The sequence below is a fragment of the Cytobacillus gottheilii genome (genome assembly GCF_900166665.1).
Taxonomy (GTDB): Bacteria; Bacillota; Bacilli; order Bacillales; family Cytobacillaceae; genus Cytobacillus; species Cytobacillus gottheilii_A.
Genome location: NZ_LT800494.1, coordinates 1,123,271 through 1,138,729 on the forward strand (window position 1 = coordinate 1,123,271; position 15,459 = coordinate 1,138,729).

16 protein-coding genes are annotated in these 15,459 nt (G+C 37.8%); 14 read left to right on the forward strand and 2 right to left on the reverse strand.

Annotated elements, in window-relative coordinates:
* The first annotated feature begins 145 nt into the window (after window positions 1-145).
* On the forward strand, window positions 146-1,078 hold the full coding sequence (gene rarD, locus B7E07_RS05530; protein WP_080844428.1) for an EamA family transporter RarD: 933 nt from the start codon (window positions 146-148) through the stop codon (window positions 1,076-1,078).
* A gap of 335 nt (window positions 1,079-1,413) precedes the next feature.
* Here the strand turns inward: rarD and B7E07_RS05535 are convergent, their stop codons facing one another.
* A complete protein-coding gene (locus B7E07_RS05535; RefSeq protein ID WP_080844429.1) occupies window positions 1,414-2,217 on the reverse strand; it encodes an NAD kinase in 804 nt (267 codons plus the stop codon).
* A gap of 161 nt (window positions 2,218-2,378) precedes the next feature.
* Between B7E07_RS05535 and sppA the strand changes: the two genes are divergently transcribed.
* The 12 genes from sppA (at window position 2,379) to B7E07_RS05595 (ending at window position 14,478) form a co-directional block, all read left to right on the forward strand.
* Entirely contained in the window at window positions 2,379-3,383 is a 1,005-nt protein-coding gene (sppA, locus tag B7E07_RS05540) for a signal peptide peptidase SppA (RefSeq protein ID WP_080844430.1), read from the forward strand.
* A 113-nt stretch (window positions 3,384-3,496) separates the two neighbouring features.
* Window positions 3,497-3,931 carry an RDD family protein gene (locus tag B7E07_RS05545; RefSeq protein ID WP_373886066.1) on the forward strand — a complete coding sequence of 145 codons (435 nt, stop codon included), beginning with the start codon at window positions 3,497-3,499 and terminating at the stop codon, window positions 3,929-3,931.
* Between the two features lie 77 nt (window positions 3,932-4,008).
* On the forward strand, window positions 4,009-4,713 hold the full coding sequence (locus B7E07_RS05550; RefSeq protein ID WP_306807544.1) for a DUF2953 domain-containing protein: 705 nt from the start codon (window positions 4,009-4,011) through the stop codon (window positions 4,711-4,713).
* A gap of 16 nt (window positions 4,714-4,729) precedes the next feature.
* Complete coding sequence (ytfJ, locus tag B7E07_RS05555) at window positions 4,730-5,221, forward strand: GerW family sporulation protein (RefSeq protein ID WP_080844433.1); 492 nt, start codon at window positions 4,730-4,732, stop codon at window positions 5,219-5,221.
* A gap of 156 nt (window positions 5,222-5,377) precedes the next feature.
* A complete protein-coding gene (gene tpx, locus B7E07_RS05560) occupies window positions 5,378-5,878 on the forward strand; it encodes a thiol peroxidase (protein WP_080844434.1) in 501 nt (166 codons plus the stop codon).
* A 163-nt stretch (window positions 5,879-6,041) separates the two neighbouring features.
* On the forward strand, window positions 6,042-7,028 hold the full coding sequence (locus B7E07_RS05565) for a class I SAM-dependent methyltransferase (protein ID WP_080844435.1): 987 nt from the start codon (window positions 6,042-6,044) through the stop codon (window positions 7,026-7,028).
* Between the two features lie 278 nt (window positions 7,029-7,306).
* Window positions 7,307-8,494 (forward strand): acetate kinase, encoded by a 1,188-nt coding sequence (locus B7E07_RS05570; protein WP_080844436.1) that lies wholly within the window; start codon window positions 7,307-7,309, stop codon window positions 8,492-8,494.
* Window positions 8,495-8,655: 161 nt separating this feature from the next.
* Window positions 8,656-9,489 carry an EcsC family protein gene (locus tag B7E07_RS05575; protein ID WP_080844437.1) on the forward strand — a complete coding sequence of 278 codons (834 nt, stop codon included), beginning with the start codon at window positions 8,656-8,658 and terminating at the stop codon, window positions 9,487-9,489.
* A gap of 2 nt (window positions 9,490-9,491) precedes the next feature.
* Window positions 9,492-10,004, forward strand: coding sequence for a MogA/MoaB family molybdenum cofactor biosynthesis protein (locus B7E07_RS05580; RefSeq protein ID WP_080844438.1), 513 nt, complete (start codon window positions 9,492-9,494; stop codon window positions 10,002-10,004).
* A gap of 734 nt (window positions 10,005-10,738) precedes the next feature.
* A complete protein-coding gene (locus B7E07_RS05585) occupies window positions 10,739-11,947 on the forward strand; it encodes an argininosuccinate synthase (RefSeq protein WP_080844439.1) in 1,209 nt (402 codons plus the stop codon).
* Window positions 11,944-13,341, forward strand: coding sequence for an argininosuccinate lyase (gene argH / locus B7E07_RS05590; protein WP_080844440.1), 1,398 nt, complete (start codon window positions 11,944-11,946; stop codon window positions 13,339-13,341). The genes B7E07_RS05585 and argH overlap by 4 nt, the downstream gene beginning before the upstream one ends.
* A 342-nt stretch (window positions 13,342-13,683) precedes the next feature.
* The gene (locus B7E07_RS05595) at window positions 13,684-14,478 is read left to right on the forward strand and encodes an aminoglycoside 6-adenylyltransferase (RefSeq protein WP_080844441.1); all 795 of its coding nucleotides are present in this window, start codon (window positions 13,684-13,686) and stop codon (window positions 14,476-14,478) included.
* A gap of 192 nt (window positions 14,479-14,670) precedes the next feature.
* Here B7E07_RS05595 and B7E07_RS05600 read toward each other — a convergent pair whose 3' ends face one another.
* Window positions 14,671-15,123 (reverse strand): universal stress protein, encoded by a 453-nt coding sequence (locus tag B7E07_RS05600; protein WP_080844442.1) that lies wholly within the window; start codon window positions 15,121-15,123, stop codon window positions 14,671-14,673.
* Between the two features lie 103 nt (window positions 15,124-15,226).
* On the opposite strand from B7E07_RS05600, the gene B7E07_RS23535 reads away from it, so the two are divergent.
* Window positions 15,227-15,382 carry a hypothetical protein gene (locus B7E07_RS23535; RefSeq protein WP_176215118.1) on the forward strand — a complete coding sequence of 52 codons (156 nt, stop codon included), beginning with the start codon at window positions 15,227-15,229 and terminating at the stop codon, window positions 15,380-15,382.
* The last annotated feature ends 77 nt before the right edge of the window (window positions 15,383-15,459 follow it).

A 15,459-nucleotide genomic window follows, 5' to 3' on the forward strand; every position in this document is an offset into this window, starting at 1 on the left:
ATATGAGCGAAATGAAGCAGATGGCAAAAATGATCTGTTGATAGAGTAAATTTTTAATAAAGATTGATAAAAATATATTGCAAGTCTTTTTAACTGGTGTCTATAATAGTAATATTTCGAAATCAGAAAGAATTGAGGATGGAAGATGGGACAAAACGATATTAAAAACGGCGCACTGTATGCTGGATTCTCATATCTATTGTGGGGGATTCTGCCAATCTACTGGAAGCTCATTCATCATGTCAATTCGGATGAAATATTGGCAAATCGGATCTTATGGAGTTTCATATTCATGATTTTTATTTTAGTAGTTAGCCGAAAATGGGCACCATTTTTACAAACACTAAAGGGCTTAAAGGCAAATAAAAAGCAGGCTGCAGCCCTTGTTTTAGCATCTATACTCATTAGCTGCAACTGGTTTGTTTATATTTGGGCAGTGAATGCTGATCGAATGATTGAAGCGAGCCTTGGCTATTATATAAACCCTCTAGTAAGTGTTCTGCTTGGAATGCTGGTCTTTAAAGAGCGGCTTGGTATTATGCAATATATATCCTTTATATTAGCTTTAGCGGGAGTGCTTATATTAAGCATTTCTTACGGCCAGGTTCCGTGGGCATCCCTTTTGCTTGCTTTTTCTTTTGGTTTCTATGGCCTTGCGAAAAAGCTGATTACCGTTGAACCAGCAATTGGATTAACATTGGAAACATTAGTAGTTGCACCATTTGCCTTAATCTATTTAGTTATTTTATATTCAAATCAATCATTGGCTCTTTTTCACTTATCAGCAGGAACGGATTTATTGCTGCTTGGAGCAGGGATTGCAACAGCTATTCCTCTGCTGCTTTTTGCAAAAGGTGCACAAAAAATCCCTTTATCTATGCTAGGGTTTTTGCAGTATATTGCACCAACTATTACTTTGATTTTAGGGGTGTTTGTGTATGGTGAAGCATTTTCATCCGTACACCTTCTGGCTTTCCTATTTATTTGGAGTGCATTGACTGTTTATTCTCTTTCTAAAACAAAGCTATATGTACATTGGCAGGAGAAACGAAAAGAACGAAAGAAAATAGCCCTTTAATGCAATTGCAAAAGAGGCTGGGACATAAGTATTTAACAAATGCATAGAACCGAATGGTTAGGAAGTCATCTTTCTAATCATTTGGTTTTTTTATGGTTATAAAATAATATTTTATTAACATGAGTGAAATGGAGCGGAGGATCCTCGACTCCTGTGGGCAATAGAGGAAAAGCTGAGACCCCGCAGAAGCTTTGCTTCGAGGAGGCTCAGCTTCCTCCCCACGGAAAGCGAGGGTCCGCAGCGCACTGGAACGGACTTGTTTAAATACCAAACCAAGATATTGAATATTCGTGTTTTAGAAAGATTAATTTCGTTTTGTCCCAGCCTCTTTCTGTTTATGATAGAAATGTTCTTTTAACTTTCTCCCAGAAGGAATTGTCCTTTAGTTTAACGGTTTTAATTTCCTTGCCGCTTAGTTTTACATCAATTTTCTGTACATGCTGAACACTCATGGCTTCGTTATCCATCGCCATGACAGGATGATCATTGCCGTCTTGAATAACCTTTAAAGTGAGTCTCCGGTTTTCACTAAGGATAAAAGAAGAACCGAGTGTACGATACGTATTGTTGTTAAGTGAAGCAAGTTCACTTACTTGCAGACAAGGAATCATCGGATCTACGACTGCACCAGTTACAGATTTATTGTAAGCAGTACTGCCTGTAGGCGTCGATACAATCATGCCATCTCCTCTGAATGTTTCAAAATGAAGATCATCAATCAGCACATCCATCGCAAAGGTTTTAACTATGGAAGAGCGAATTGTATATTCATTCAGGCAGTAAAAGGATGCCTCATCATCAACCGAAACTTCGATAGTCGGATATCGGCGAACCTCAATATTTTCACTTTGTGCGGCCTCTATCATTTTGTCTATATCGTCTATTTGGAAATCACAATACATGCTCAAGCTTCCAGTCGTTGAAATTCCGGCATAAAGGCAATCATCTCTAAACCCTGTTTTTCTCACAGCTTGTAGAAACGATCCGTCCCCGCCAATACTCACAATGATATTAGCGTCCTCAGGCTCACTTAAAACATGAAAGCCATTTTTTTCTGCCAAATCGTAAAGAGGCTGAACCATCTCTAATGTCTTCGAATCCTGCTTGTGGTAGAAATACATATTACGTCGAGCTGTCATCATTATTCCTCCAGACTAGTATAAATAGAGTAGTGATTCTTTTACTAAGTAAACCTTATTTTGTTATCATAGTGTTGACATTTCCAGTTTACATGTTTTTGAAACATTTTTAAAGTTTCGTACGTATGAGTTACTAGCTATTAAAAGGGAGGTTTTTATGAATGAATGGAAAACGCTGGGCAGCTATAGGGATTGCGGTATTTCTTTTTGGCTTTTCCGTCGTCAGCAACTTATTATTTGCTTTTAGAGATGCAGAGAGCTCGCTGGCAGAAATGCTCACTGCAACTTCAGAGCCTTTTGTTCCTGAAGTGATTGAGGAAGGCAATGCAATGAATAAAATTGCGGTCCTAAATTTAAATGGGACGATTCAGGATACAGGTGAAGCGGGCTCTTTATTGGGAGCAACAGGCTATAATCATCAATCCTTTATGAAAAAGCTGGATTTTGTAAAAGAAGACAATAGTGTAGAGGGAATTATCCTTCGTGTGAATACACCAGGCGGCGGTGTGGTGGAAAGTGCAGAAATCCATGATAAGATCGTCGAAATCCAAGAAGAGACAGAAAAACCAGTATACATATCAATGGGATCAATGGCTGCTTCTGGCGGTTATTATATTTCTGCTCCTGCGGATAAGATCTTTGCCAGTGCAGAAACAATGACAGGTTCTCTTGGCGTTATTATGCAAGGCTATAATTTCTCAGGACTTGCAGAAAACCTCGGAGTTGATTTCGTCACAATCAAAAGCGGGGAATACAAGGATATTATGAGTTCCACGAGGGAAATGACGGAAGAGGAACGGAGCATACTGCAGGATATGATTGATAACTCCTATGATGGCTTTGTAAAGGTGATTGCGGAAGGCCGTGAGATGACTGAAGCAAAAGTCAGGGAGATTGCAGATGGAAGAATATATGATGGGCGGCAAGCGCTTGAGTTGAATTTGATTGATGGTTTTGGCTATCTTGATGATGTCATCCAGCAAATGGAAGACGATTATGATTTGGGCGGAGCTCAAGTTGTTCAATATACTGATAATGTAGGCTTTGGATCCTTGTTAAGCATGGGAGTACAAAAGTTTGCCGGTCCTGAAACAGAAATGGCGGGACTTGTTAATATGTTATCGCATACTCACTCTCCACGCCTCATGTACTTATACGCGGAATAGGAGGTATTCTCATGACTGACGATAAACGTTTGGATACAGAACTAGAAAAAACGGAAATTCATACTCAATCAGATGAGTATCCTCTAGTAGATGAGAGTGTGCATTCTTCTGCAATGGCCATTCAGCAGACAGAACATATTCGGTTTGCGGGGTTTTGGATGCGATTTTGGGCGTATTTAGCTGATATCATTGTAATCGGCAGTATTAATGGGCTTTTCATTAAACCGCTATTCAGAGTGCTGGATTTACCACTATATGAAACAGGTCTTTTTTCAATGATGACGATTGCAACAGCACTGACCTTTTATTTATATTTTGTCCTTATGACTAAATTTTTCGGTCAGACATTAGGCAAAATGATTTTTGGCTTAAAGGTTGTGCACCTGAATGGAGAAAAACTCTCATGGAATACGGTTCTATTTAGAGAATGGATCGGCCGTTTCATTTCTGGTTATATCATCGTATTATATGTCATTGTTGCTTTCCTGCCTAAAAAACAGGGTTTACATGATCTTTTCGTCGATACTTCAGTGGTTCATGAAAAATAAGATAACGAAAACCTGTTAGTTTATATCTAACAGGTTTATTTTTGCCCAAATTGGTCGATACTTGCGGCTGAAAGGCTGTGAATGAAGTGAAGTGGCTGCTGATTATTGCTGGTATTCTACTATTTCTCCTGCTCCTAATCATCTTTACAAAAGTAAAGGTGTATTTTCATTTGTATCATAATAAAGATCAAAACCATATTAAGCTTGAATTTAGAGCATGGTATGGATTAATTAAATATAAAATAGATATTCCCCTTGTTAAAATAGCAGAAAACTCACCAGCTGTTGTTGTGAAGGAAAAAACGGCTGCGGGTCCAAATGAGAACCAAACGAGTAAGGATACAAAGGAATACTCGGCCGATACACTGCTAGATAGTCTGCATGACACAAAAGAAATATTAAATCATGTTGTTTCTTTATATAAAATCATTGAATCTTTTCTTAAGAAAATAACGATTAAGACCTTATCCTGGCATACGTTAGTTGGTGTTGGCGATGCAGCCATGACGGGTATGATAACGGGAGCCTTTTGGACAGTTAAAGGAAGTTTAATGGGATTTATCAGTCATTATTTTCGTCTAAAGGCAACTCCGGATATAACCATTACCCCTCAATTTCAATTTGCTGTATCTCAAACGGCACTATCATGTATGTTTCATTTTCGGATCGGGCATGCTATGGTGGCAGGAATTAAACTGATCAAATATTGGAAGGGCGGTATGGCAGACTTTCGAACCAAGCCATTATCTGTCTTATCTGATGATAAAACCAATACTGTTTAGTTAGGAGGCGCAGTAAATGTCTGAACATCCAATTCAAGGCTTGATGACTACTGCAATGGAAAATCTTAAGGAAATGATTGATGTAAACACCATCATTGGTGACCCGGTAGAAACACCGGATGGCAGTGTTATTTTAACTGTATCAAAAGTAGGGTTTGGTTTTGCGGCCGGCGGAAGTGAATTTAAACTTGAAGATAAGAGCGGCGGCCAAGGAGAAACAAAAACGCATCCTTTTGGCGGAGGTAGCGGTGGCGGTGTATCAATTACGCCAATTGCTTTCTTGATTGTAAATTCGCATGAAGTGAAAATGGTTCATCTCGATGAAAGTACTCACTTATACGAGAAAATTATTGACCTTGCACCTCAAGCTGTTGAAAAAATTCAGCAAATGTTTAATAAAAAGGATTCCCAGAATCAATCTGGCGGAGGTCAGCAAAACCAAAGTCAAAATCAAAGCCAAAATCAAAATCCAGGTTATAATGGACCAAAAGAAGATTTACAATTTTAGTATAAAAAAAAGAGTTAACTTCATGATTTTCGAAGTTAGCTTTTTTAATGGCCAGCAGGCACGTTTTTTATTGAAATAAGAACCTTTTTCTTTGCAAAACCGCAGCCGAAAAGCTATGATTTACACTGTACATAATACGAAAGGGAGGATTTTTTTATGGCTTCTATTACATTTAAAGGCGGTCCTGTTACACTGTTAGGCCAAGAGGTTAAGGTGGGAGACAAGGCACCTGAGTTTACAGTGCTTGCCAATGATTTATCTCCTGTGACACTTGCAGATTCTAAAGGGCAGGTTAGATTAATTAGTGTAGTTCCATCCATTGACACTGGTGTATGCGATGCACAAACGCGCCGTTTCAACGAAGCAGCTGCAGAATTAGGCAATGTGAAAGTATTGACAGTTAGTGTTGATCTTCCATTTGCACAGAAGCGCTGGTGTGCAGCAGCAGGCATTGAACAAGTACAAACGCTATCTGATCATCGCGACCTTTCATTTGGGGAAGCGTTTGGAGTAGCCATTAAAGAACTCCGTCTTTTAGCAAGAGCGGTATTTGTTGTAGATTCTAATGACGAAGTGACATATGTTGAATATGTAAGCGAAGCAACAGATCACCCTGACTACGATGCTGCAATTGAAGCGGCAAAAGCAGCAAAATAAGATAGCCAGCCCCGTGTTTATGCGGGGTTTTTTATTGCTTTATGAGAGTATTGTCCTCTTGAAAAGTAAGTGAATGATTGAAAATTACAAGATTACGTTTAACTTGTGATAATATAGCTACATTCTGTATAGTGAGGATTTTTTAAGAACGGGGGAAAGATGATTGAACAAATTAGCACCGGTGGAAGAATTATTTACTGTTTTTAATGAGACAGCCACCGTTATTCAAGAGGAAGTAGATTGTACATTTTTAGAGGCACTTGCTGAAACAGGGGAAAATCTGTTTCATGGAAGCATACTGCAAGAGGATCTGAGTGAGCTTGGTATGAAAAGGATACGCAAAAGCTATGATTCTATCCAGCTTGAACGCTTCAGCTCTGAAGAAATAAGGAAATCGTTTCAGCTAGCCATTTTAAAAGGTATGAAACAAAATATTCAGCAGAATCATCAAATGACACCAGATTCCATCGGGATGTTTATGGGTTATTTAGCTGATAAGTTTTTAAGCGGAAAAGAACTTCATCTTCTTGATCCAGCTGTTGGGACAGGGAATTTATTAACAACTGTTATCAACCATATGCATAATCGTACAATCGATGCAACAGGTGTAGAAATTGATGACATCTTAATTAAGCTTGCTTATATTAATGCAAATTTACAGCAGCATCCAATTCAATTTTTCAACCAAGATGCGCTGGAGCCTTTATTCACAGAGCTTGCTGATGCTGTAGTTTGTGATTTGCCAGTAGGCTATTATCCGAATGATGTAAGAGCTGCTGAATATAAGCTAAAAGCGGATGAAGGGCATGCATATGCACATCATCTCTTTATTGAACAGAGTGTGAACCATGTGAAAGAGGGCGGCTATTTATTTATGCTCGTACCAAACGGTCTTTTTGAAAGTCAGCAGGCAGGAAAGCTTCACAATTATTTGAAGGAGCATGCGATCATACAAGGGCTCTTTCAGCTGCCGTTAACACTATTCAAAAATGAACAAGCTGCTAAAAGCATCTTAATTCTGCAAAAGAAGGGTGAAGGAGTAAAGCCTCCGAAAGAGGCATTACTTGTCAATCTGCCTAGCCTATCAAAAGCGCAAGCGGTTGACCGCATCCTTACACAAGTGAACGAATGGATCAAAGAGAATAAGTAGATAAAAGCCGGGAATTTCCCGGCTTTTTCTTATGTTTAAATAGTGTTAACCTCTCATAAAGGGGAATTATAATAGAGAATATTCTGTGCATTAATTTAAACTCAATTTCTAATAATTATCAGAATAAAATTACTTTTGTTATGAAAACGATAACAATTTGTACTTGTCTTGAAAAATACGGAAAGCAATGATTAAATGAGAAATTGAGAGATATAAATGATCAGCGTTGAGCAGACTATATTTGTATGTAAACGCAGTTTATAAAAGGAGCGGACAAAATGGCAAAAATTATTGCAATTAATGCCGGCAGTTCATCATTGAAATTTCAATTGTTTGAAATGCCTAATGAAGAAGTTATTACAAAAGGTTTAATTGAGAGAATTGGCTTAGATAATGCGGTATTCAACATTACGGTAAATGGTGAAAAGGTAAAAGAAGTAACAGATATTCCAGATCACGAAGTGGCTGTAAAAATTCTTCTTGATAAACTAACTTCACTAGGAATCATTCAGTCATTAGACGAAATCGAAGGAATTGGCCACCGCGTAGTGCATGGCGGAGAAGAATTCCCAGATTCAGCTTTAATTACTGAAGAGGTTCTTGCTAAAATTAGCGATCTTTCAGAGCTTGCACCTTTACATAATCCTGCAAATATCACAGGAATTAAAGCGTTCCAGCAAGTTCTTCCAAATGTACCGGCTGTAGCTGTTTTTGATACAGCATTCCACCAGACAATGCCCGAAGCTTCATTTTTATACAGCTTGCCATATGATTACTACACAGAGTATGGAATCCGTAAATATGGTTTCCACGGTACTTCACATAAATATGTATCAGAACGTGCAGCGGAAATGCTTGGACGTCCGATTGAACAGCTTCGCCTTATTTCCTGCCACTTAGGAAATGGAGCAAGTATCGCAGCTATTGAAGGCGGTAAATCAATCGATACTTCAATGGGCTTTACACCTCTTGCAGGGGTGACAATGGGAACAAGATCCGGTAACATCGATCCTGCGTTAATTCCATTCATCATGGAAAAAACAGAAAAAACAGCTGAAGAAGTACTTGATGTTTTAAATAAAAAGAGTGGTATGCTTGGCGTTTCCGGTTTCTCAAGCGACCTTCGTGATATCGAAGTTCAAGCTTCAGAAGGAAATGAAAGAGCTGAGCTTGCTCTGCAAGTTTTTGCAGACAGAATCCATAAATATATCGGTTCATACGCTGCAAGAATGTATGGCGTAGATGCGATCATTTTCACAGCTGGAATTGGTGAAAACAGTGACGTCATTCGTGAACGAGTTCTTCAAGGACTTGAGTTCATGGGTGTATACTTTGATCCTGCACTTAACCAAGTACGAGGCAAGGAAGCATTTATCAGCTATCCGCATTCACCTGTAAAAGTCATGGTCATTCCAACTGATGAAGAAGTTATGATTGCACGTGATGTTGTAAGATTAGCACAGTAATAAATTACATTAAGGGGAATCCATCCAGTCAAAATTGACCGGATGGATTCCTTTTTTGCTTTTATTGATCTTTCGTTCCTACAGCCGGAAAAGAATTCTGTCATCACGCTATGCTATACTGGAAGTAACAGAAGAAATTATTGGATTCGGAGGGATGTTTAATGGCATTGACAGCCAGCGAGCAAAGAGTACTAAGCTCAATTCAAGAATGGGAAGAGAAGTTGTATAGTTACGAACCAAATGATTTTATGCTGACATATGATAAGTATTTGGAGCGTTCATTCTCTATGCTGCCGGAAGAAATACAGCGGCAATTTTTTGCTTCATTAGATAATTGGCTATTTCACTTACATGCACTGATTCAAGGATCACAGCTGCAGATGGACGCAAAAGAGCGCATTTTAAATGCAGGCAGGATTTATAATCCTAATATTGAAAAAGTAGAGGATTTACGTTTACTGACCATCGACCAGCTTCAATACATAGCACAGCAGCAAATTTCAAGGCATCGAATGTATTCACTTGCACAAGGTGGTCTTACTGGTACAGGCAGTGCGATTATGCTGGGGTCCGATCTGCCTGCAATGGCTGTCATTAATTTAAGATCTGTACAATTAATTGCGATGACATATGGTTTTGAGGTGAATACACCATATGAAATGATGAATTCCTTAAAGGTTTTTCACTCTGCTCTTCTTCCAGCAAGGCTGCAGCCTGCTATATGGGAAGAATTAAAAGCGGATTTGAAAAGTGAAGAAGAGCGCTACTTTTACGAAGGGAACGAAGACTTGACGGATATTTCTTGGATAAACCAGCCAATTCAGCAAATTCTAAAAGGTTTGTTAATTCTCCTTCTCAAAAAGAAATCAATCCAAGGAATTCCTTTTGCGAGCATGGCGATTGGAGCAGGAGCGAACTATCGGTTAACGTCCAAGGTGACAGATTTTGCGCATAAATATTATCAGCTTAAATATTTGAATGGGAAAGGTGAATAATCGTGAGCCAGCTCGAGCATAAAATGGAAGCACCAAAGTTAGTGAAATGTAAGGTGATAACGGTTAGTGATACACGAACAAAGGAGACAGATAAAAGCGGTCAGCTTATGAATGAGCTTCTAAAAGATCATGGCCATATTATTGTGGACTATGTCATTGTAAAAGATGATGCAGATTCTATTGTTGAAGAGGTGCAAAAAGGCTGTAAATCACCTGATATTGATGTGATCTTAACGAATGGCGGGACGGGAATCGCCAAAAGAGATGTGACTATTGAGGCCATCTCTGCTTTGTATGAAAAAGAAATATCAGGATTTGGCGAGCTTTTTCGTTTGCTCAGTTATCAGGAGGATATCGGTTCAGCTGCCATCCTTTCGCGTGCTTCTGCTGGAGTTTTTCAAAATAAAGCCGTTTTCTCAACACCTGGCTCAACTGGCGCAGTAAAACTGGCCATGATCAAACTCATTCTGCCTGAATTGGGCCATGTAGTACGCGAGCTGAAAAAGGATTTATAGAGGAAAAGGCCAGATATAAAAATAAGCGGAGCTTTTCCGCTTGTATGTAAAATAGAGCTTAATTCGTGTTAAATAAGGGGAATTCTTCCGATTATGAACTGCAAAATCCTCTATTTTCCCGTTTTATCAGAGAATAGCCGGAATTTCTCCTTCTGTTTTTGCTGATTTTTCTGCTTCTTCACGAATAAGAGAAATTTCTTCGGTTATGATCTCACTCGCTTTTTGCTTCAAATCAACTTCTACACGTTAATAAGAGGCTCGGACTTAAGTATACAGTTTAGCTATATTTCCGAATGATTGGGTTTTAATATCCAAACATTCGGTTTTTTTATGTGGAATTTTAAACATGAGTGAAATGGAGCGGAGGACCCTCGACTCCTGTTTGAAAGGCAAGGGTGAGCACCCGCACGAACGATAAAGATGAGGAGGCTCGGGCTTCCTCCACAAGGAAAGCGGGGGTCCACAGCGCAATTGGACGGGAATAGATGTGATCGTCTTATTATTTGTATGTTGGAATGAACATTTTATGTTTTCTCCCACTCTCTTTCAAATATCCAAGTATTCCATTCCAAGTTATCGTTGAATATATATATACAGAATATTTAATTTTTATACAATTGAGTGAATTTGTATTGATTTTTATAAGAAAGGTTGATAAAGTAGTAGAATAATAAATGAATAAAAATATATTAATATGTATATTTATACGAACAGATCGAAAGGGGATTAAAACGATGACAAACCCAAAAATAGTTCTTGCCTATTCAGGCGGTTTAGATACTTCTGTAGCAATTAAATGGCTTGGTGATCAAGGATATTCAGTAGTTGCATGCTGTTTGGATGTTGGGGAAGGGAAAGATTTAGATTTTATTAAAGAGAAGGCACTTAAGGTGGGAGCTGTATCTTCATATGTAATTGATGCAAAAGAAGAATTTGCAAATGAATTTGCATTAGTGGCACTTAAAGCCCACGCTCTTTATGAAAATAAATATCCGCTTGTATCAGCATTATCAAGACCTTTAATCGCTAAAAAGCTAGTAGAGGTAGCTGAAAAAGAAGGTGCTGTAGCAGTCGCACATGGATGTACTGGAAAAGGAAATGACCAAGTTCGTTTTGAAGTAGCTATTCAAGCATTAAATCCGGACTTAAAAGTACTTGCTCCAGTTCGTGAATGGAAGTGGTCGCGTGAAGAAGAAATTGAGTATGCAAAACAAAAAAATATTCCAATTCCAATTAATTTAGATTCCCCTTATTCAATTGATCAAAATCTATGGGGCAGAAGCAATGAGTGCGGAATTTTAGAAAATCCATGGGCAGCTCCTCCCGAAGATGCATATGAGCTTACGTCCAGTTTGGAGAATGCTCCTGATCAAGCTGATATTGTTGAGATCGATTTTGAAAAAGGAGTGCCTGTTAGTTTAAACGGTAAAAAATATCCACTATCTGAGCTTATTTCAGAATTGAACTACTTAGCTGGAAAACATGGTGTAGGCCGGATTGATCATGTTGAAAATCGTCTTGTAGGCATTAAGTCACGTGAAGTTTATGAGTGTCCTGGTGCTATGACGTTAATTAAAGCGCATAAAGAGCTTGAAGATTTAACACTCGTAAAAGAGGTTGCTCATTTTAAACCTGTGATTGAAAAGAAAATTGCTGAATTAATTTATGAAGGATTATGGTTTTCACAGTTAAAGAATGCACTCCTTGCATTTCTTGAGGAAACACAAACCTATGTGACTGGAACGGTAAGAGTAAAGCTCTTTAAGGGGCATGCAATCATTGAAGGAAGAAAGTCTCCGTATTCTCTATACGATGAGAAGCTTGCAACCTATACATCCGATGATGAATTTGACCACAATGCAGCTGTCGGCTTCATTCAGCTTTGGGGGCTTCCGACAAAAGTACAAAGCATCGTTCAAAAAGAGAAGAAGGTGACAGTGTGAAAAAGCTTTGGGGAGGCAGGTTTACTAAATCCGCTGAAGAATGGGTAGATGAATTTGGTGCATCCATTTCATTCGATCAGGAGCTGGTGCAGGAGGATCTGGAAGGCAGTATAGCGCATGTTACGATGCTTGCCTCCACTGGCATTATATCTGAAGAGGATGCTGCTAAGATTACAGACGGACTAAACGAACTTAAGCAAAAGGCAGAGCGGGAAGAACTGAACTATTCTGTAAAGCTGGAAGATATCCATTTAAACCTGGAAAGCATGCTGACAGAGATTGTTGGTCCAGTAGGCGGAAAGCTTCATACAGCTAGGAGCCGTAATGATCAAGTAGCAACAGATATGCACTTATACTTGCGGAGTGAAGTTGGCCAAATCATTCAGTTTACTGAAGAGCTGCAAAAGGCTCTATTAGAAAAGGCAGAAGAACATGTTGAAACGTTGATGCCAGGTTATACGCATCTCCAAAGAGCACAGCCTATATCTTTTGGGCATCATTTGATGGCTTATTTTTGGATGCTGCAGCGCGACAAGGAGCGTTTGGCGGAGAGTTTGAAACGCATTAATATCTCCCCGCTTGGCGCCGGTGCATTAGCAGGAACAACATTTCCGATTGACCGCCAGCAAACGGCTGATTTGCTGGGGTTTGATGGGATTTATGAAAATAGTCTGGATGCGGTTAGTGACCGTGATTTTATTCTCGAATTCTTATCAAATAGTTCAATTTTAATGATGCACCTATCTCGCTTAAGTGAAGAGTTTATTCTTTGGTCTTCACAGGAGTTTCAATTCATTGAACTTGATGACAGTTTTGCAACGGGGAGCAGCATTATGCCGCAGAAGAAAAATCCTGATATGGCAGAATTAATTCGCGGGAAAACGGGTCGTGTCTATGGCAATTTAGTTGGTTTGCTCACAGTTTTAAAGGGGTTGCCACTGGCATACAACAAAGATATGCAGGAAGATAAAGAAGGCATGTTTGATACGGTAAAAACGGTAGCAGGTTCGTTAAAGATCTTTGCTGGAATGGTAAGTACAATGAAGGTAAAGAAGCAGCAAATGGAAAAGGCAACAAAAACAGACTTTTCTAACGCTACGGAACTTGCCGATTATCTTTCTGATAAAGGAATTCCTTTCAGAGAAGCCCATGAAATAGTCGGGAAACTGGTGCTGACATGTGTAGAGAAAGGCTGCTATCTTGGTGATCTTCCACTAGAAGAGTATAAAAATGCTCATTCTCTTTTTGGAGAAGACATTTATGAGGTGCTTGATCCTTCTAATGCGGTTCAAAGACGTAATAGTGCTGGCGGAACGGGCTTTAAACAGGTGGAATTAGCAATAGAAAAAGCGAAAAATCTAATAAATAATAAAGAAAAGCACGCTGTTTTGTAATAAGTAGTTCAGTTATTGGGGAGACACATTATTAATAGCATACGTATTAGCATATCAATTCGCATACAAATTGGTATGCTTTTTTTATTTGATATTACTGTGTTTATTATGAAAAACAATCTAAATTAACTGCATAAAAGCATTTTCAATAGCAATGTGACAATAGCTATTGTCATTCTGTGATTTATGGTGCTAATTCTATTGCCAATTCCTTTGCTATTTTCTAAAATAATTCACGATTTACGCAGTAATTGTAATTTTATGTTAAAATACCTCTAAATGATTTTGAAAATTTTAAATAAAAAATTAATGGTTTTCTGACAAAATTAGGAGAGAGAAATAATGTTTAGTTTCGAAGAAAGAAGCACTTTTTTTAATAATACTGTTAAGTCATTTGAATCTTTCGAATTAGTGGAAGGGATTGTTCAATTAGGTTCAGGGGTAATTGGATACAAAGATGAATACTCTGATATTGATTTAATGGTTGCTACTTCAAAAATTGAAAATGCAGAAACAACAAGAGATTTTATTCGAGATACACTAAAAAGATTCAATCCCTCTTACATCAAAGAGAAGCAGTTTAGTAAAGACATTTTTCTTGTAATTGCAATTATGGAAAATGGACTCGAAATTAATGTATCTATTGTTCCAAGAGAGTTTTTATCAGTAAAATCTCCTTTATGGAAAGTAATTGTTGATAAATCAGGTTTAGTTACGGAGAAAATGAATAATGAAAATGACCGATTTCTTAACAAACCTTTCAAGTATAATGTAGGTATTGATGTTCCATTTGAGTTTGTATATTGTGTTTTAGCCTTAGAGAAGGAATTGAAAAGGGATAACCTAATTTATGTACTAAAGATGCTTGAGGAAATGAGAGACTTTACCTTAATAGTACAAGCATTAAACGAAGACAAAAAACTCCATCAGTTTAAAGCATATGAAACATTGAAACCTTCTTTTGTTAAAGCCTACCTTTCAACATTTCCAAATGAAGTTTCAGCAGATAATTTAAGAGTATCGGCTGAAAAGTTGAAGGAACTGTTCGTAAGCACGTTAAAACAAAGTTCAATTTTCCATATGGATAATGATTTGGAACAACTTTTGAATAAGCCTAATATGACAAATATATCTTAATGATAAAACGCTTGGTTGCCCAAGCGTTTTATTGTGCTAATTATTCAGTTATTTAATGGTCAATTGATGTGTTAAACAATATGTTTTTTAGAGTGCTTTTAGTTATTCTCCACATTATCTGAATTATTTAGTTTTGTAACAGTGTACTTTTTTTTCAATGGTTTCATATACAATGATGTCATTATAAGTAGATTATTCTGCTTCTTTTTTTGTCCGAACAACTAAAACATCACATTCCGCATAACGAGTAATATGCTCGGAAACACTGCCGATAAGGAATCGTTCAACGGCATTCATTCCTGTTGCTCCACAAATAATTAAGTCTACCTGATGGTTTTTGGCCATTTCTTTTGGAACTTTTACTTTTGGAGATCCGAAATCAATCTCATAATCAACTTGGCTGACACCTGCATCTAATGCTTCTTTTTTGTATTTTTCCATTAGTTCAACCGCATATTCATTGGCACGGTCTGCAACTGCTCGATCATAGGCTTCAACTGTAGCAAATGTACGTGTATCAATGATATGAGCTACAATAATTTTCGCTTGATTTCGCTTCGCTATTTCAATTGCTTTCCTAAAAGCCCAATCTGCCTCTGTAGATCCATCAACAGCAACAAGTATATTTTCATAATTCATAGCCATAAAAAATCTCCTCCTTTACCTAAATTATACATACCCCAAACTTGTATAACTTTAACAAAAAATCGAACAATATATGGAGAACTTAAAAAAGGAGCGATAATAAATGAAAAAACAGGATGCAAATAATCAATCTTATTATGAGCTGGATGAAAAAGGCACAAATGAAGTAAGCGAGCAAATTACAAACGCCTATAATAGCGGTGTGATTGATTATTCAGAAGAGCAAATTCAAAAACAAAATAAGAAAAAACGCCACTAATGTAAACGAATAAAGAGGCTGGATAATACGAAATTAATCTTTCTAAAACACGAATATTCAATATTTTGATTTGGGTA

Bases quoted from the DNA above. Each gene is read 5' to 3' on its own strand.
- ytfJ (WP_080844433.1), top strand. From the start codon at position 4,730: ATGTCTGAACATCCAATTCAAGGCTTGATGACTACTGCAATGGAAAAT.
- B7E07_RS23535 (WP_176215118.1), top strand. From the start codon at position 15,227: ATGAAAAAACAGGATGCAAATAATCAATCTTATTATGAGCTGGATGAA.
- rarD (WP_080844428.1), top strand. From the start codon at position 146: ATGGGACAAAACGATATTAAAAACGGCGCACTGTATGCTGGATTCTCA.
- B7E07_RS05600 (WP_080844442.1), bottom strand. From the start codon at position 15,123: ATGGCTATGAATTATGAAAATATACTTGTTGCTGTTGATGGATCTACA.
- tpx (WP_080844434.1), top strand. From the start codon at position 5,378: ATGGCTTCTATTACATTTAAAGGCGGTCCTGTTACACTGTTAGGCCAA.
- sppA (WP_080844430.1), top strand. From the start codon at position 2,379: ATGAATGGAAAACGCTGGGCAGCTATAGGGATTGCGGTATTTCTTTTT.
- B7E07_RS05595 (WP_080844441.1), top strand. From the start codon at position 13,684: ATGTTTAGTTTCGAAGAAAGAAGCACTTTTTTTAATAATACTGTTAAG.
- B7E07_RS05535 (WP_080844429.1), bottom strand. From the start codon at position 2,217: ATGACAGCTCGACGTAATATGTATTTCTACCACAAGCAGGATTCGAAG.
- B7E07_RS05545 (WP_373886066.1), top strand. From the start codon at position 3,497: ATGGCCATTCAGCAGACAGAACATATTCGGTTTGCGGGGTTTTGGATG.
- B7E07_RS05570 (WP_080844436.1), top strand. From the start codon at position 7,307: ATGGCAAAAATTATTGCAATTAATGCCGGCAGTTCATCATTGAAATTT.
- B7E07_RS05575 (WP_080844437.1), top strand. From the start codon at position 8,656: ATGGCATTGACAGCCAGCGAGCAAAGAGTACTAAGCTCAATTCAAGAA.
- B7E07_RS05585 (WP_080844439.1), top strand. From the start codon at position 10,739: ATGACAAACCCAAAAATAGTTCTTGCCTATTCAGGCGGTTTAGATACT.